The organism is Georgenia sp. H159, from assembly GCF_035607575.1.
Taxonomy (GTDB): Bacteria; Actinomycetota; Actinomycetes; order Actinomycetales; family Actinomycetaceae; genus Oceanitalea.
In genome coordinates, this window is the sequence record NZ_JAYDZY010000005.1 from 44,146 (window position 1) to 61,150 (window position 17,005).

Consider the following 17,005-nt stretch of genomic DNA (forward strand, 5'->3'; position numbering starts at 1 on the left):
CGACTCTGTGTGCTCGGTCAATGTAGTGCGCCCGCCGCCGTGGGCGAAGGAGGCGCTCAGGGGCACAGGGGCGTCTCGGTGGGCTCGGGGCCGGCGGTGACGGGGGGCTCCTCCGTGGTGGGCTCCTCGGTGCCGTCCGTCGGGTCCTCCGTGGGCTCCTCACCCGACGCGTCGAGGGCGCCGTCGATCGGCTGGTCGGCGCGCAGCGCCTCCCACAGCTCCTCGGCCTCCGCGGCGGGCCGCACCCGGTCACCTGCCCACTCGAAGGGCATGGTCTCGAAGACGATGCTCTCCAGGTCGATCCCGCGCAGCGAGTAGGCGAGCCCGGAGAGCGTGGGGATGGAGCCCAGCTCGGAGCCGGTCGTGAGGGTGGCGGTCGCGGCGTCGAGGAAGCGGTAGAGCTTGGGCATGTCGGTGAGGAGGTTCTTCGACAGCGCCTCGCGGGCGATCGCGGCGACCAGCTCCTGCTGCCGGCCGATCCGGCTGATGTCCGACCCGTCACCGAGGGAGTAGCGGGCGCGGGCGAAGGCCAGGGCCCCACGGCCGTCGAGCACCTGCGGCCCGGCGGGCAGGTCGGCGTGCGCGCGGTCGTCCTGCATCGGCTCCTCGAGGCACATCGGCACCCCGCCGAGGGCGTCGACGACGTTGATGAACCCGGCAAAGTCGACGATCACGAAGTCGTCGACGAGGACGCCGCTCAGCTCCTCGATCGTGCGGATGGTGCAGGCCGCGGCGGTCCCCAGGTCACCGCCGTCGGCCCCGGTGGAGAACGCGGTGTTGAACATGGCGTCCTCGCGCGGCTCGGTCCACGTGCCGTCCGCCATCCGGCAGGCGGGGATGGTGACGAGGGAGTCGCGGGGGATGGACACGACCTCCACCCGCTGCCGGTCCGCGGAGATGTGCGCGAGCATCGTCGTGTCGGAGCGCTGCCCGCCTTCCGGTGTCATGCCGTACGCGGCGTTGACGTCACCGGCGCGGGTGTCCGAGCCGAGCACGACGATGTTGATCGGCTCACCTGCCGCGGGGTCCAGCGGCGCCGGGGGCTCACCGTCCGTGGTGGGGCGGTCGCCGAGCAGGTCGCCGATGTCATGCCTGTCGATGTTCGACTGGATGTCGTTGTACGCGATCGCGAACGTGCTCGTGCCGAAGAGCACGAGACTCAGCGCGCCGAGGGCGGCGCGACGGGCCAACGACGACGGACGATGCTGCGACGCCGCGTGGCGAGGGGTTCGGGCAGACACAACTGTCGATCTTAGGCCCGCACCGGGCGTTGCTGGCGCCAGGTCGGTGGTGCGGACGTGGAGGGTTTGTGCAGGTCGCCGGTGCGGCGGCGCACGGTCGTCACTCGGCGGGGCGGCCGGTCGGCGGGCCCTCGGCCCCGTCCGCGGCCTCGAGGCGCTGCCGGGTGAGCGCGACCTCGCGGGTGAGCACCGTGATCTTGCGCTCGAGATCCCCCAGGCGCCGGTAGCTCATCGCGATGTAGGAGAGGAAGGCGATGATCAGCGCGTACAGCAGGAGGTCGGTGCCACGGCCGACACCCACCAGCCGGGCGAGGTAGGTCAGCCAGTTGGGGAAGAGCACCGAGAGTGCCGCTCCGACGACGAACCCCGTCAGCAGGATCCGGCGGATCGCCTGGTGCCGGGCGTTGGCCGTGGAGCGGGTGAGCAGGACGGTGACCACGACCACGCCGACGAGCAGCAGGACCTGGATGACGATCTGGTCGGGCATGGGGCTCCAGCGGTCAGCGGAAGATGAGGTCGACGAGGATGTTCACCGAGTTGAGCAGGGACTGGCCCTTCGCCCGTGAGTAGTCGGTGTACAGCAGGTGGACCGGGTGCTCGGCCCACGGTAGTCCGGTGCGGCCGAGCTGGGCGACGATCTCGGTGGCGTGGGCCATGCGGTCCTGGCGCAGATCCAGCCGCTGGGCCGCGTCGCGCCGGATCACCCGGAGCCCGTTGTGGGCGTCGGTGAGCCGCAGCCCGGTGGTCCGGTTGCTCACCAGCACGGCGGTCTTGAGCACCAGACGCTTGAGCAGACCGGGACGGGTGCGTCGGTCCAGGAAGCGGGAGCCGAAGACGACGGCGAGCCCCTCGTCCCGCGCACGGGCCACCATCGCTGCCGCATCCGTCGTCTGGTGCTGGCCGTCCGCGTCGAAGGTCACGATGTAGTCGGCGTCGGTGCGGGAGAGCACCCACTCGATGCCCGTCTGCAGCGCGGCGCCCTGGCCCAGGTTGACCGGGTGGCGCACGACGACGGCGCCCGCCGCGCGCGCCCGCTCCGCCGAGCGGTCGGTGCTGCCGTCGTCGACGCACACGACGTGGGGAAAGGTCGGCAGGACCTGCTCGACGACGTCACCGATGACGGAGGCCTCCTGGAACAGCGGCACGACGAGCCAGGCGTCGGTGACGGGGCGCTGCTGCACCGTGCCGTCGACGGCGGCGGCGTCGCGGGGCTGCAGCGAGGACGAGCTCATGGCGGCCATTGTGGCAGTCCGGCTCCCAGGGGGCGGCGTGGGTCGCCGGCCACGGGGTGTGGTCGGGCGCACCTCGTCGGGTGGGCCCTCGTGCCCAGTGCGCGCCGGTGGCCGTCGGCTAGCCTGGACGCTGGCACATCGCGCCGGCCGACGAGAGGGACGCATGACCGCACGCATCACCGACAGCGCGGACGTCTCCGACGACGCCCGGATCGGCGACGGCACCACGGTGTGGCACCTTGCCCAGGTCCGCGAGGGTGCGGACATCGGGGAGGGGTGCGTCATCGGCCGCGGGGCCTACATCGGCAGCGGCGTGCACCTCGGCCGGCACTGCAAGGTGCAGAACTACGCCCTGGTCTACGAGCCGGCGCAGCTCGCCGACGGCGTCTTCATCGGCCCCGCCGCCGTGCTCACCAACGACACCCATCCCCGTGCGATCAACCCCGACGGGTCGGTGAAGTCCGCAGCGGACTGGGAGCCGGTCGGGGTGGTCATCGAGCGGGGAGCCGCGATCGGCGCGCGCGCCGTGTGCGTCGCACCCGTGACCATCGGCGCCTGGGCCACCGTGGCGGCCGGCGCCGTCGTCACCCGCGACGTGCCCGCCCACGCCCTGGTCGCCGGGGTCCCCGCCCGCCAGATCGGCTGGGTGGGCCACGCCGGCCGGCGCCTCGAGCCCGACGGCGACCACCTCCGCTGCCCGGCCACCGGCCGGACCTACCAGATCCACGACGACGAACTACGCGAGGTCACCGCATGAACCAGTCCTTGATCCCTGCTGCTAGGCCGTTGATCGGTGAGGAGGAGCGGGCTGCTGTTGATGCGGTGCTGCGGTCGGGGATGGTGGCTCAGGGGCCGCAGGTGGCGGCGTTCGAGGAGGAGTTCGGCGCGGCGCTGGTGGCGGGTCGGCGGTGTCAGGCGGTGAGCTCGGGCACGGCGGGTCTGCATGTGGGTCTGCTGGCGGCCGGGGTGGGTCCGGGTGATGAGGTGATCGTGCCGTCGTTCACGTTCGCGGCGACGGCGAACTCGGTGGCGTTGACGGGCGCGAGGCCGGTGTTCGCGGACATCGACCCGGACTCGTTCTGCCTGGACGCGGCCTCGGTGCGGGCGGCGGTGAGTGAGCGCACGCGCGGGATCATGCCGGTGCACCTGTACGGGCACCCGGCGGACATGGACTCGATCGGTGCGGTGGCGGGCGAGCACGGCCTGGAGATCTATGAGGACGCGGCCCAGGCTCACGGGGCGAGCCTGAACGGGCGGATGGTGGGCACGTGGGGCCGGTTTGCGATGTTCTCGCTGTACCCGACGAAGAACATGACCTCGGGTGAGGGCGGGATGGTGGCGTGCGCCGATGAGGAGGTCGCCCGGGCGGTGCGGTTGCTGCGCAACCAGGGCATGGAGCGGCAGTACGCGAACGAGGTGGTGGGCCTGAACGTGCGGATGACCGACATCCACGCGGCGATCGGGCGGGTGCAGCTGGGCAAGCTGGCCGGGTGGACGGCGCAGCGGCAGGCGAACGCGGCGTTCTTCGACGCGAACCTGGCCGGTGTGCGTACCCCGCCGGTGGCCCCGGGGGCGGTGCACGTCTACCACCAGTACACGATCCGGGTGGACGGGGCTGAGCGGGACGCGATGGTGGCGGCGTTGCGGCAGGAGCACGGTGTGGGCACGGGGGTGTACTACCCGATCCCCAACCACCGGTTGGAGTCCCTGGCGCGTTACGCCCCGGACCACGAGCTTGTTCAGACCGAGCGGGCGGCGGCTGAGGTGATCTCGCTGCCGGTGCATCCCTCGTTGTCCCAGCAGGACCTGGAGCGGGTCGTTGCCGGGGTCAACGCGGTGGCGAAGGCGGGTGCGTGATGGGTGACCTGCGGGTGGGGCTGATCGGGCTGGGGGCGATGGGTCGCCACCATGCGCGGGTGATCCGGCAGACCCCGGGCATGGACCTGGTGGCAGTGGCCGATCCCGGTGGTGATGTGCACGGGGTGGCCGGTGAGCTGGCGGTGCTGGGGGACGTGGAGGCGCTGATCGAGGTGGGGCTGGACGCGGCGATGGTCGCGGTGCCCACGGTGCACCACGAGCAGGTGGGCATGGCGCTGGCCGCGGCCGGGGTGCACACGATGATCGAGAAGCCCATCGCGCACAGTGCCGCGGCCGGGCAGCGGGTCGCCGACGCGTTCTCGCGGGCAGGGCTGGTGGGGGCGGTGGGCTACGTCGAGCGGTGCAACCCGGCGATCCTGGAGCTGCGGCGGCGTCTGGCGGCCGGGGAGCTGGGGCAGGTCTACCAGATCCAGACCCGCCGCCAGGGCCCGTTCCCCGCGCGGATCTCCGACGTGGGCGTGGTCAAGGACCTGGCCACCCACGACGTGGACCTCACGACCTTCATCGCCGGCAGCCGCTACCGCCAGGTCGCGGCCCAGGTCACCCACCGCTCGGGACGCGAGCACGAGGACATGGTCGTGGCCACCGGCCTGCTGGAGTCCGGGGTCATCGTCAACCACGTCGTCAACTGGCTCTCCCCGATGAAGGAACGCACCACCGTGGTCACCGGCGAGCGCGGGGCGTTCGTGGCCGACACGATGACCGGGGACCTGACCTTCTACGCCAACGGCACCGTGCCCACCACCTGGGACAGGGTCGCCCACTTCCGCGGCGTCACCGAGGGCGACGTCGTGCGCTACGCCGTACCCAAGGCCGAACCACTGCGCGTGGAGCAGGAGAACTTCCGCGACGCCGTCCAGGGCAAGGGCGCCACCATCGTCACCATGGACGAAGGCGTCCACACCCTCACCGTCATCGAAGCCATCCTCCAAGCCGCCGAGGAAGGCCGCACCGTCACCCTCTAACCCCCACATGGCGCCGACAGCGGAGTTGTTGCGTGCGGTGTGCGAAGGATCCGGCCCCCGGCGCGTGAGAGTCACCCCCTCACGCGCCGACAGCGGAGTTGTTGCATGCGGGAGTGTTAGCGAGCCGGCCTGGCGATGGCGGCGGGCGGGGCCGTCAGCGGAGGAGCTTCGACATCCGCCGGTCGGCCAGCCGCTTCCCGCCGGTCTGGCAGGTGGGGCAGTACTGGAGTGAGGAGTCGGCGAAGGAGACCTCGGCGACGACGTCCCCGCACACCGGGCAGGGCTGCCCCGCCCTGCCGTGCACGGCCATGTGGGAGCGCTTGACGTCCTTGAGCTCGGCGGCTTCCTTGCCCGTGGCGGCCCGGATCGCGGCGTCGAGGACCGTGCCGATGCTGCGGAACAGTCGGTCGCGGGCGTCCGCGTCGAGCGAGCGCGTGAGCGTGAACGGGCTGAGCCGGGCGGCGTGCAAGATCTCGTCGGAGTAGGCGTTGCCGATGCCGGCGATCACCCCCTGGTCCCTCAGGAGGCCCTTGATCTGCTGGTTCTTGCCGTCGAGGAGCTCGTCGAGGAGGTCTCGGGTGAACGCCGCGGAGAGCGGTTCGACGCCGAGCGAAGCGATCCGTTCCACGTCCACCGCCTGTCGCACGACGTGGATCGCGAGGCTCTTCTTCGTCCCGGCCTCGGTGAGATCGAAGGCGCCGTCGTCGAGCACCACGCGGGCAGCCAGCCCGGATCTGCCGGCCCGGGGCAGACCTGTCGGGGCGATGTCGTGCCAGCGCACCCAGCCCGCCCGGGCCAGGTGGACGACCAGGTGCAGCTCGCCGTCGTCGCCCTCCGTGCTGACGTCGAGCCACTTCCCGTGCCGGTGCACGCCCGTGACGGTGCCACCGACGAGTGCGGCGGGGGGCGGGTCGTAGGTCTTCAACGACGGAAAGGAGGTGACGTGGACGGCGCGCACCAGCCGGCCGGTGGTGTGGGTGGCGAGCACCTGCACCAGGGCCTGCACCTCCGGCAGCTCGGGCACGGCGCTCAGTCTGGCAGAGATGAGCCGACGCTGTCAGGTGGCGGGATAGTGCGCCTCGTCAGACCGTCCGGGGCTGCGGGTGGACACAACAACCCTGCTGTCGGCGAGCGGAGCACCGAGGCTGGGGTGGACGCAACAACTCCGCTGTCGGCGAAGGGAGCGCGGGGGTGGGTGCTGGGGCGGACGCAACAACTCCGCTGTCGGCGAGAGGGGGCGCGTCGGGTCCGGCGGGGGGGAGGTGGGTCGGTCAGGGGCGGCCCATGGCGTGGTAGGTCCAGCCGGCGGTGCGCCATTGCTGGGGGTCGAGGACGTTGCGGCCGTCGATGATGGCGCGCTGGTGGGGCAGGTCGGCGATGGCGGCGGGGTCGAGGTCGCGGAAGTGGCGCCACTCGGTGAGCAGGAGGGTGAGGTCGGCGCCGGTGATGGCCTGTTCGGGGGTGTCGGCGATGGTGAAGTCGTGGTGGTTCTGGGTTGCCAGGATGGGGCCGGCCTGGGGGTCGGTGACCACGACGTGGGCGCCGGCGGCGTTGAGGCGGTGGGCGATGTCCAGGGCGGGGGAGTTGCGCATGTCGTCGGTGTCGGGCTTGAAGGAGGCGCCCAGGACGGCGACCTTCTTGCCGGCGGGCTGCCCGCCGAGGAGGTCGGTGGCCAGGGTGATGACGTGGTCGCGGCGGCGGTCGTTGATGGAGTCGACCTCGCGCAGGAAGCCCAGGGCCTCGTCCACGCCGAGCTCCTCGGCGCGTGCCATGAAGGCGCGGATGTCCTTGGGCAGGCAGCCCCCGCCGAAGCCGACGCCGGCGCGCAGGAACTTGTGCCCGATGCGGTCGTCGTGGCCGATGGCGGCGGCGAGCTGGGTGACGTCGGCGCCGGTGGCCTCGCACAGCTCGGCCATCGCGTTGATGAAGGAGATCTTGGTGGCCAGGAAGGAGTTGGCCGCGACCTTGACCAGCTCGGCGGTGGCGTAGTCGGTGAGCAGGCGGGGGATGGCCTGGTCGTTGATGAGGTTGTCATACACCTCGTCCAGGGCCGCGCGTGCGGTCTCGGCGGCGTCGGGGTCGGTGGGCAGGCCGTAGACCATGCGGTCGGGGGAGATGGTGTCCTGCACGGCGAAGCCCTCGCGCAGGAACTCCGGGTTCCACACCAGCACCCCGCCGCGCGCCTCGACCTGGGCGGCGATACCCGCGGCGGTGCCCACCGGCACGGTGGACTTGCCCACCACGACCGCCGGCCCGTCGGCGGTGGGGGCCAGGTGGGGCAGCAGGGAGGCGACCGCCCCGTTGACCTGGGACAGGTCCGCGGCGTAGGAGCCGGCCTGCTGAGGGGTGCCGACCCCGATGAAGTGGACCCGGGCACCGGCCACGTCGGCGAAGTCGGTGGAGAACCGCAGCCGGCCCGCGCTCACGTTGCGCTCCAGCAGCTCGTCGAAGCCCGGCTCGTGGAACGGCGCCCTGCCCGCCGACAGCACCGCCACCTTGGCCTCGTCCACGTCGATGCCCACCACGTCATGACCCAGCTCCGCCATCGACGCCGCGTGCACCGCGCCCAGGTACCCACAACCAATCACCGAGATCTGCATGGGGCACACACTAGCCATGGCGCATTGGAGAATGATGAGACCTCGGTCAGGGGTGTCTCGGCGACACGAAGATCGTCAGGTGTCGTCAGGTGACGCTCGCCCGGTATGTTCGCCGTCATGACACCTGGGGGAGTGCGTCATACCGTCACCTGTGCGGCCGTGGGCCTGGTCCTTGCCGGCGCGGTCGCACCGACACCAGCGGCCGCCGGGGGTGAGCACGACGACGCCGAGGCGGCGTCCGTCGACGAGGCCAGGGCCGTCGCCGTCCTCGTCCTCACCGACGACGCCGGCGACCCGACGGACCTCACCTCGGCACTGGCCGACCCGCGCCTGAGCACGGTCATCGTCACCCCCGAGCTCGACGTCCCGGAGTTCTACGTCGCGGGCGTCACCTGGCGCGGGACCGAGGTCCCCGACGAGGACATCTCGATCCGCGTCCGCAGTGCCGGTCGCTGGACCGCGTGGGCGCCGCTCGAGGTCGAGGCGACGGAGGCCGGCGGCGTCGGGGGGACCGAGCCGTACGTCGTCGGCGGCGCCACCGGCGCCCAGGTCCGGGTCGCGGGCGGCGACGGCGACCTGCCCGATGGCCTCCGGCTGAACCTCATCCCGGCCGTGCCGCACGAGGGAGAGGCCGAGGCGACCACGCCGGACACCGTCGCGACGCTGGCCGAGCGCGTCGACACCTCGTCCGTGTCGGCCGCCCCGCCGGTCGACCGCGTGCAGGCCGACACCTCGTCAGTCGCCGCACGAGCGTCCGGCGGCGAGTCGTTCGGGGTGTCCGCTGCCGCGACGACGGGCGCGCCGAGCGTCGTCCCGCGGGCCGGGTGGGGGGCGAGCGCCTCCACCCCGCACTGGACGCCGGACTTCTACGAGCTCCGTGCCGCCGTCGTCCACCACACGGCCGGCACGAACGACTACTCCCGGGCGCAGTCGCCGGGCATCGTCAGGGGGATCTACCACTACCACTCCACGACGCGGGGCTGGGGCGACATCGGCTACAACTTCCTCGTCGACAAGTACGGCCAGGTCTTCGAGGGGCGCAACGGCTCGCTCGCCGCGCCGTACGGCTGGATGTCGGAGGGTGGGCACGCAGCCGGCTTCAACTCCGGCACCCTCGGCATCGCCGTCCTCGGTGACTACACGAGACTCCACGCGCCGCAGCTCGTCCTCACGCGGATGGCGGAGGTCATCGCCTGGAAGTTCGCCGACGCCGGGATCGACGCCACGACCGTGAGCGGCTACGTCTCGCCCGGGTCGGCCACCCGCCCGGCGGGGCAGCAGCTCGCGCGGGTGTTCGTGCACCGCGACGTCGCGGACACGACCTGCCCGGGCGACAACATCACCGCGCGCGTCCCTGGGCTCCTCAGCGACGTCGCGAGCCGGGTCGACGCCCTCGGCGGGCGTCCGAGCGAGCTCCACCTGAGGAACGTCCCGAGCGGGGGCGCGCCGGACGTGTCCTTCACGCTCGGCAGGTCCGCCGACAGCGTCCTCGTCGGCGACTGGGACGGCGACGGCGTCGACACGCCCGCGCTGCGCCGCGGCAACCGGTACGAGTTCTACAACTCGCTGGGGTCGGGCACCCCGGACCGGGTGGTCCACTACGGCCGCGCGACCGACATCGTGCTCGTGGGCGACTGGGACGGTGACGGCACCGACACCCTCGCCGTGCGCCGCGGCAAGGAGTACTACGTGAAGAACTCCGTCACCGGTGGGAACGCCGACCGCGTCATCGCCTACGGCCGCGAGTGGGACCGGGTCCTGGTCGGCGACTGGGACGGGGACGGAAGGGACACCTTCGCGGTGCGCCGGTACAGCGAGTACCTCGTGAAGAACTCGATGGCCGGAGGCACGGCCGACCGTGTCTTCCACTACGGCCGTGACTCGGACCTCGTGCTCGTCGGCGACTGGGACGGCGACGGCAGCGACACCATGATCGTGCGCCGCGGCTCCACCTACTACGTGAACAACGCGCTGGCCGGGGGCGAGGCCGAGAGCGTCTTCGCCTTCGGGCGGGTGGAGGACGCGGCGCTGGTCGGGGACTGGGACGGGGACGGGACCGACGGCGTGGGCGTGCGCCGGCTCGGGTGAGCCGATGGGTGGTCACCCGCTGCGAGCCATCCGCGGCTGCCGACTACCCTGGGCGGGTGATGATCAAGGATTCGCGCTGGCTGGTGGCCGGTGCCGCGGGCATGCTCGGCACCGACCTGTGTGACGAGCTGAGACGACGAGGGGCTGACGTGGTGGCGCCCGCGCGCGACGCGCTGGACGTCACCGACGAGTCCCAGGTGGCCGAGCAGGTGCGTGACGTCGACGTCGTCGTCAACTGCGCGGCCTGGACCGCGGTCGACGACGCCGAGGAGCAGGAGGCCGAGGCCTTCACGCTCAACGCCGTCGGCCCGCAGCTGCTCGCCCGCGCCGCCCGTCTGGCCGGGGCACGGATGGTGCAGATCTCCACCGACTACGTTTTCGCGGGCGACGCGACCCGCCCCTACCCGGAGGCGGCGGCACTCGCGCCGCGCTCCGCGTACGGGCGGACCAAGGGTGCCGGGGAGTGGGCGGTGCGCGCGGAGTGCCCCGACCACCTCGTCGTGCGGACGGCGTGGCTCTACGGGGCCCACGGCCCCTGCTTCCCCAAGACGATGGCGCGCCTCGCCGCCGAGCGCGAGGAGCTGACCGTCGTCGCCGACCAGGTCGGGCAGCCGACGTGGACGGTGGACCTCGCCGACCTCGTGCTGCGCCTCGTCGCTGCCGACGCCCCGGCCGGCACGTACCACGGCACGTCCACCGGTGAGGTGTCCTGGCACGGGTTCACCCAGGAGATCGTCCGCACGCTCGGCCGCGACCCGGGCATGGTGCTGCCCACGACGGCTGAGGCCTTCCGGCGGCCTGCGCCGCGCCCGGCCTACTCGGTGCTGGGCCACGACGCACTGGCGGCGGTGGGCGTGGAGCCGATCGGCCACTGGGCCGAGCGCTGGACCGCGGCGGCCCCCGTCGTGCTCGAGGGCAGCTGACCACGCCGGACCGGTACCCCCGGGCAGCCGTGAGCGGCCGGCCCGCCAGTACGACAGGTGTGCCCGATCGTCCGTGGCGACCTAGAGTGGAACGGTCACACGACTGTCGTGCCGCGTGACGCGGCTGGTTCGGGGGAGAAGCATGACGACACGACGAGCGGCGGCCATGGCGGCCGCCATCACCGCCTCACTGCTGACCATCGGCGCTCCGGCAGCCGGTGAGGTCGCCGGGACCGGGAGCCACTACTACCTCACCGACGGCTGGGACGGGCAGGCAGCGCGCTCCTTCGCCTACGGCCGGGCGGACGACGTCGTCCACGTGGGCGACTGGGACGGCGACGGCGTCGACACCCTCGCCGTGCGACGCGGCGCGACCTACCACGTGAGCGACAGCCTCACCGGTGGGGCCGCCGACAGAGTCCTCACCTACGGCCGCCCGGGCGACACGGTGCTCATGGGTGACTGGGACGCTGACGGCGTCGACACCCCGGCCGTGCGCCGCGGCTCCACCTACCTGGTGACGAACAGCCTCACCGGTGGTCACGCGGACGTCGTGGTGGGCTACGGCAGACCCGATGACGTCGTCGTCGTCGGGGACTGGGACGGGGACGGACGCGACACCCTGGGCGTGCGCCGGGGGGCGACCTACTACCTCAGCAACTCGCTGAGCGGAGGGCCCGCCGACGTCGTCGTCGGCTACGGACGCGAGCGTGACGAGGTGGTCGTCGGTGACTGGGACGGCGACGGCCACGACTCGCTGGCCGTCCGCCGCGGCACGGTCGTCCACGCCCGCAACACCATCTCCGCCGGGCCGGCCGAGCTCGTCATGGCGTTCGGCCGGGCGGACGACGCCGTGCTCGTCGGGGACTGGACGGGCGACGGCAGGGACACGGTCGGGGTACGGGCCCACCGCCCCGCCGAGGCCGCCGCGGAGGGTCTCAGCGCCTTCGACACGCGGATGGTCGAGCTCATCAACGCCGAGCGGGCGCGAGGCAAGGTCCCGGCCCTGGAGGCCCGGCCGGACCTGCGCGCGGGCGCGCTGCGGCACTCCGGCTGGATGGCCGGAACGGGCAGCTTCGAGCACGCCAGCTCCTCGACCATCGCGGCGGACGGTCGCGCGGCCGGGTGCCGGGCGACCGCGGAGAACATCTTCTGGGGCAGCCGGGGCTTCGCCGAGGACCCCGCCGCCGTGCTGCGCGAGTACATGAGCTCTCCTGGCCACCGGGCCAACATCCTCGACCCGCGGAGCGCCTTCGTCGCCGTCGGCACGGTCCAGGCCGACAACGGCAGGATCTACAACACCCAGCGCTTCGCCGCCGACTGCTCCTGACCGACCGCACCGACCGGCACGCTCGCGGCAGCGCGGTGGGTCGCCCGAACGCGTGCCGCGGCGCCCGATACGGTAGGCCGACCGGCAGCGTCTGGGCCTGCCGTGGGTGAGAGGTGGACATGCGCCGAGTGCTTGGGGTCCCCCGCGACTACGCGTGGGGCTCGTCCTCGGCCATCCACCGGCTGGTGGGCAGCGAGCCGGACGGCGCACCCCTGGCGGAGCTGTGGTTCGGCGCGCACCCGACGGGTCCTGCCCTGACCGAGGACCGTGCGACCGACCTGCGGGCGCTCATCGCGGCCGAGCCGGAGGGCACACTCGGCCGCGACGTCGTGAGCCGGTTCGGACCCCAGCTGCCGTACCTGCTCAAGCTCATCGCCCCGCGCCGGCCGCTGTCCCTCCAGGTCCACCCCGACCTGCGCCGCGCCCGCGAGCGCTTCGCCGCGGAGAACGACGCCGGGGTGCCGCTCGACGCGCCGTGGCGCAACTACCGTGACCCCAACCACAAGCCCGAGCTCGTCTTCGCGCTGACGACCTTCGAGGCCGTGTGCGGCTTCCGAGCGCCGCGGCGTGCCGCCGAGCTGCTCGCCGACCTCGACGCGCCCGTGGCCCGCTCGCTCCACGGGGTGCTGGCGGCGGACCCGACGGCGAGCGGCATGCGCACGGCCTTCACCTCACTCCTCGCCGAGGGCACCCGACCCTCCCCCGAGGGTGTGGCGCAGGTGGTGGCCGCGTGCCGGGAGCGCGTGGACCGCGGGTCGCCCTCGCCGCGGGCCGACAGCATCGTCGTGCGGCTGGCGGAGGACTACCCCACGGACCCCGGCGTCGTGGCCTCCCTGCTGCTCAACCCGGTCACGCTGCGGCCCGGGGACTCGCTGTTCGTGCCCGCCGGAGGGGTGCACGCCTACCTCTCGGGGTTCGGGGTGGAGATCATGGCCTCCTCGGACAACGTGCTGCGTGCCGGCCTGACGAGCAAGCACGTCGACGTGGCCGAGGTGCTCGACTGCGTCGACTACGTCGCGGCACCACCGATCCGCATCGCCCCGGAGGTCTTCCACGGCGCGACACGCGTCTACTACGCCCCGGTCGACGACTTCGAGCTGTCCGTCACCACCCTGACCGACGGGGACTGCGCCGCCGGCTCGCGGCCGCTGCCCGGCCGCGGCCCGCGGGTGCTCCTGTCCCTGGACGGGGAGCTCGAGGTCTTCACCGCCCGCGAGGAGCTGACCCTCCGTCGCGGGGAGGCCGCCTTCGTCCGTGCCGACGACGGACCGCTCGCCATCCGCGGGACGGGCACCCTCGTCCAGGCCGACGTCCCGTGACCCGGTCCTAGGAGGTTCCGGCCGGGACGGGGACGTCGGCGAGGGTGAGGAGGAGGTCACGGACGTCGGTCGCCCGGACGTGGTCGGTGGCCGTGGCGGCGTCGGAGCACAGGAGCACCGGGCCCTCCTCCGGCGACTCGGGCAGCCGGCCGTGGCTCCCGCGCAGAGGCGCCGGGTCCAGCGGCACGACGTCCATCGTGTACCGCATCCCGAGCTTCTTGCGGGCCAGTGCCGTGCCGGCACGCAGCTTGACCCACCGGTCCTTCGGGTCCATGAACAGCTCGACGGGGTCGTAGCCCGGCTTCTTGTGGATCTCCACGAGCTTGGCGAAGTCGGGGGCGTTCGCGTCGTCGAGCCAGTAGTAGTAGGTGAACCAGGCGCCGGGCTCCGCGACGAGCACCAGCTCACCGGACCTGGGGTGGTCCAGCCCGTTGGCCCGCTTGCCCTCCTCGTCGAGGACGGCCTCCACACCCGGCAGCCCGGCAAGGAGGTCGCGCACCGCGGGGACGTCGTCGGGGTCGCGCACGTAGACGTGGGCGACCTGGTGGTCGGCGACGGCGAAGGCCCGGGAGGTCCAGGTGTCGAGGAGCTCGCCGGTGGAGTTGCGGTGGACGTGCAGCAGCCCGGCACGCCGGAGCGCACGGTTGACGTCGACCGGCCGGTCGACGTCGGTGATGCCGTACTCGCTGAGGACGACGACGGTCGCGCCCAGCCGCTCGGCGTCGTCGAGCAGCGGGGCCAGGGCCTCGTCCACCTCCTTGGCCGCGCGCACGGCCTCGGGCCCGGAGGGGCCGAAGCGCTGGAGGTCGTAGTCGAGGTGCGGGATGTAGGCGAGGGTGAGGTCGTGGTCCGGCATGACCCGCCGGGTCGCACCGATGATCCACTTCGAGGACTCGATGTTCGCGCCCGGCCCCCAGAAGGTGAACAGCGGGAAGGGCCCCAGCTCGGCGACGAGCTGGTCGTGCAGCGACGGAGGCCAGGTCCAGCAGTCCGGCTCCTTGCGCCCGTCCGCGTGGTACTCGGGGCGCGGGGTGATCGTCGTGTCGACGTCCGCGCCCATCGCGTACCACCAGCACACGTTGGCCACCCGGTAGTCGGGGCGGTGGCGGCGGATCGTCTCCCACACCCGCTCGCCCTCGACCAGCCCGCTGTGCTGGCGCCACAGGAGGATGTCGCCGAGGTCCCGGAACCACCAGCCGTTGGCGACGATCCCGTGCTCACTGGGCAGCGTGCCCGTGAGGTAGGTGGACTGCGCCGTGCAGGTCACCGCCGGCAGGACGGTGTCGAGCGTCGCGCGGTAGCCCTGCTGGGCCACTCGCTTGAGCCGTGGCATGTGCTCGAGCAGCCGCGGGGTCAGCGCGACGACGTTGAGCACCAACAGCTTGGTCATGCGTCCTCCAGTCCGAGGGAGTGAAGCTGGTCCTGCGCGTGCCGCAGCTCGGCAGCGATACCGGTGACGAGGCCGGCGTCGTCCGTGGGTCGCTGGTCCGGCGGCAGCACCGTCCACGTGTAGGTCTCCACCTCGAGGTGGTCGGTGAGCGGCCGCTCACCGCCGACGAGCGCGCGCAGCGACTCCGTCAGCTCGGCTCCCGTGCCGGCGAGCGGCGCCGTCGGCGCCGAGTGCAGCGGCAGGTGGAAGTGGATCCGCCACGGGTCGCTGCCCGGCAGTGGGTCCGTGGTGAGCGCGTCGGGGAGGTCGTCGCGTCCGACCACGCCGGCCGCGGAGGGCTCGCGCACCTGGTGGAGGAACCGGTCCTCGACGAAGTCCGCGAGCAGGGCCCGCGCCTCGGCCGACAGCGGGTCCGCGACGTGCAGCGCCGCGGAGACCTGGGCCTTGACGACCGGCAGCCCGGCGGCGCCGAGGCGGGTCATCGCCTCGCCCGGGTCCTCGAAGGCGGTGGCGAGGTGGCAGGTGTCGACGCACACCCCGAGGTGCTCGGTGTCGATGCCGGCGAGCTCACGGACGGCGTCGGTGGTGGTCTCGACGACGCAGCCGGGCTCGGGCTCGAAGCCCACGCGGACCAGGCGCCCGGTCCGCTCGTGCAGCTCGGCCAGCCCCGAGGCGAGCTCGTCGAGGTTCGCCCGTGCCGCCCCCGCGGCCTCGGACGACCACGGGGTGTGCCACGCCAGCGGCAACGTGCTGATGCTGCCGCGCGCGGCGTCATCGGGAAGCAGCCGTGCGAGGACCTCGGCGGCGTCCAGCGTGTACCGCAGGCGCTGCCGCTCGGTCCAGTCCGGGCGGTAGACGCGGTGCTTGACGACGGGCGCGTGGAACCCGCCGTAGGGGAAGGCGTTGAGGGTGACGACCTCCAGCCCCTGCTCGTCGAGCACCGCGCGCAGCGCGTCGAGCTCGGTTCCGTCGGCGGCGAGCCGGGCCGCGGCCTCCGCCGGGAGCCACAGACCCAGCCCCAGGCGGTCGGCGCCGAGCTCGGCCCGCACCGGGCCGGCGAAGCGGCGCAGCTGGTCGTGGATGCCGGCGAGGTCCTCGGCGGGGTGGACGTTGCTGCAGTAGGCGAGGTGGACGACGGTGCCGTCGGGGTGACGCAGCCGCATCAGGCCTCCGTGACGGCCGGGCGCTCACCGCGGAGGATGGAGTTGCCCTCGAAGGTGGCGGCCGGAGCGTCCGTCGTGGCGTCCCCGAGCATGAGGCGTCCGCTCTGCCCGAAGAACTCCACGGGGTTGCGCCACAGCACGCGGTCGACGTCGTCGTCGGAGAAGCCGGCGGCGAGCATCGCCTGCCCGGTCTTGTAGGTCTTGAGCGGGTCGCTGCGGCCCCAGTCGGCGGCGGAGTTGACCAGCACGCGCTCGGGTCCGCGCTGCTGGAGGATCGCGACCATGCGGTGCTCGTCCATCTTCGTGTCCGGGTAGACGGAGAAACCCATCCACGCCCCGGCGTCGTCGACGATGTCGACCGTCGTCTCGTTGAGGTGGTCGACGACGATCATCCCCGGCTCTACTCCTACCTGGCGGACGAGGTCGAGGGTGCGCTGGGTGCCCACGACCTTGTCGCGGTGCGGGGTGTGGACCATGGCCGGGAGCCCGTGCTCGCCGGCCAGCTCGAGCTGCCGGACGAAGACCTCCTCCTCGGCCTGCGTCATCGAGTCGAACCCGACCTCGCCGACGGCGACGACGCCGTCCTTGGCGAGGTAGCGGGGGAGGAGGTCGAGGATGCCGACACAGCGCGGGTCGTTGGCCTCCTTGGGGTTGAGCGCGATGGTCGCGTGGTGCGCGATGCCGAACTGGGAGGCGCGGAACCGCTCCCAACCGACGAGGGCGTCGAAGTAGTCGACGAAGGACTCGACGCTCGTCCGCGGCTGCCCGAGCCAGAACGCCGGCTCGACGAGCGCGCGGACACCGGCCGCGTACATGGCCTCGTAGTCGTCGGTCGTGCGAGACGTCATGTGGATGTGCGGGTCGAAGATGCGCATG

At 72.7% G+C, this 17,005-nt stretch carries 15 protein-coding genes; 7 read left to right on the forward strand and 8 right to left on the reverse strand.

Going from position 1 to position 17,005, the window contains the following annotated elements:
• Nucleotides 1-56: 56 nt before the first annotated feature.
• From VR894_RS07735 to VR894_RS07745, 3 genes are all read right to left on the reverse strand, one after another.
• A complete protein-coding gene (locus VR894_RS07735; RefSeq protein WP_324650800.1) occupies nucleotides 57-1,190 on the reverse strand; it encodes an LCP family protein in 1,134 nt (377 codons plus the stop codon).
• Nucleotides 1,191-1,341: 151 nt separating this feature from the next.
• Nucleotides 1,342-1,728 carry a DUF2304 domain-containing protein gene (locus VR894_RS07740; RefSeq protein ID WP_324650801.1) on the reverse strand — a complete coding sequence of 129 codons (387 nt, stop codon included), beginning with the start codon at nucleotides 1,726-1,728 and terminating at the stop codon, nucleotides 1,342-1,344.
• A gap of 13 nt (nucleotides 1,729-1,741) precedes the next feature.
• Nucleotides 1,742-2,473 (reverse strand): glycosyltransferase family 2 protein, encoded by a 732-nt coding sequence (locus VR894_RS07745; RefSeq protein ID WP_324650802.1) that lies wholly within the window; start codon nucleotides 2,471-2,473, stop codon nucleotides 1,742-1,744.
• A 163-nt stretch (nucleotides 2,474-2,636) separates the two neighbouring features.
• On the opposite strand from VR894_RS07745, the gene VR894_RS07750 reads away from it, so the two are divergent.
• From VR894_RS07750 to VR894_RS07760, 3 genes are read left to right on the forward strand one after another with little or no spacing between them, the layout of a single operon-like run.
• Complete coding sequence (locus VR894_RS07750) at nucleotides 2,637-3,230, forward strand: acyltransferase (RefSeq protein WP_324650803.1); 594 nt, start codon at nucleotides 2,637-2,639, stop codon at nucleotides 3,228-3,230.
• On the forward strand, nucleotides 3,227-4,330 hold the full coding sequence (locus tag VR894_RS07755; RefSeq protein WP_324650804.1) for a DegT/DnrJ/EryC1/StrS family aminotransferase: 1,104 nt from the start codon (nucleotides 3,227-3,229) through the stop codon (nucleotides 4,328-4,330). Before VR894_RS07750 ends, VR894_RS07755 begins: the two co-directional genes overlap by 4 nt.
• On the forward strand, nucleotides 4,330-5,316 hold the full coding sequence (locus VR894_RS07760; RefSeq protein WP_324650805.1) for a Gfo/Idh/MocA family oxidoreductase: 987 nt from the start codon (nucleotides 4,330-4,332) through the stop codon (nucleotides 5,314-5,316). Before VR894_RS07755 ends, VR894_RS07760 begins: the two co-directional genes overlap by 1 nt.
• A gap of 154 nt (nucleotides 5,317-5,470) precedes the next feature.
• Here the strand turns inward: VR894_RS07760 and VR894_RS07765 are convergent, their stop codons facing one another.
• On the reverse strand, nucleotides 5,471-6,340 hold the full coding sequence (locus VR894_RS07765; RefSeq protein ID WP_324650806.1) for an Fpg/Nei family DNA glycosylase: 870 nt from the start codon (nucleotides 6,338-6,340) through the stop codon (nucleotides 5,471-5,473).
• A gap of 247 nt (nucleotides 6,341-6,587) precedes the next feature.
• Nucleotides 6,588-7,916 carry a UDP-glucose/GDP-mannose dehydrogenase family protein gene (locus tag VR894_RS07770; protein ID WP_324650807.1) on the reverse strand — a complete coding sequence of 443 codons (1,329 nt, stop codon included), beginning with the start codon at nucleotides 7,914-7,916 and terminating at the stop codon, nucleotides 6,588-6,590.
• 159 nt (nucleotides 7,917-8,075) lie between these two features.
• On the opposite strand from VR894_RS07770, the gene VR894_RS07775 reads away from it, so the two are divergent.
• The 4 genes from VR894_RS07775 (at nucleotide 8,076) to manA (ending at nucleotide 13,576) form a co-directional block, all read left to right on the forward strand.
• Complete coding sequence (locus VR894_RS07775) at nucleotides 8,076-10,004, forward strand: peptidoglycan recognition protein (RefSeq protein ID WP_324650808.1); 1,929 nt, start codon at nucleotides 8,076-8,078, stop codon at nucleotides 10,002-10,004.
• Nucleotides 10,005-10,063: 59 nt separating this feature from the next.
• Nucleotides 10,064-10,927 (forward strand): dTDP-4-dehydrorhamnose reductase, encoded by an 864-nt coding sequence (gene rfbD / locus VR894_RS07780; RefSeq protein WP_324650881.1) that lies wholly within the window; start codon nucleotides 10,064-10,066, stop codon nucleotides 10,925-10,927.
• 142 nt (nucleotides 10,928-11,069) lie between these two features.
• A complete protein-coding gene (locus VR894_RS07785) occupies nucleotides 11,070-12,257 on the forward strand; it encodes a CAP domain-containing protein (RefSeq protein ID WP_324650809.1) in 1,188 nt (395 codons plus the stop codon).
• A 119-nt stretch (nucleotides 12,258-12,376) separates the two neighbouring features.
• On the forward strand, nucleotides 12,377-13,576 hold the full coding sequence (gene manA, locus VR894_RS07790; RefSeq protein WP_324650810.1) for a mannose-6-phosphate isomerase, class I: 1,200 nt from the start codon (nucleotides 12,377-12,379) through the stop codon (nucleotides 13,574-13,576).
• A 7-nt stretch (nucleotides 13,577-13,583) separates the two neighbouring features.
• On the opposite strand, the gene VR894_RS07795 is transcribed toward manA, so the two are convergent.
• From VR894_RS07795 to VR894_RS07805, 3 genes are read right to left on the reverse strand one after another with little or no spacing between them, the layout of a single operon-like run.
• Nucleotides 13,584-14,966, reverse strand: coding sequence for an alkaline phosphatase family protein (locus VR894_RS07795; protein ID WP_324650811.1), 1,383 nt, complete (start codon nucleotides 14,964-14,966; stop codon nucleotides 13,584-13,586).
• Nucleotides 14,963-16,129: a metabolite traffic protein EboE gene (gene eboE, locus VR894_RS07800; protein WP_324650812.1), complete on the reverse strand. Its 1,167-nt coding sequence runs from the start codon at nucleotides 16,127-16,129 to the stop codon at nucleotides 14,963-14,965. The genes VR894_RS07795 and eboE overlap by 4 nt, the downstream gene beginning before the upstream one ends.
• Nucleotides 16,129-17,004: a TatD family hydrolase gene (locus tag VR894_RS07805; RefSeq protein WP_324650813.1), complete on the reverse strand. Its 876-nt coding sequence runs from the start codon at nucleotides 17,002-17,004 to the stop codon at nucleotides 16,129-16,131. The genes eboE and VR894_RS07805 overlap by 1 nt, the downstream gene beginning before the upstream one ends.
• Nucleotide 17,005: the final 1 nt, after the last annotated feature.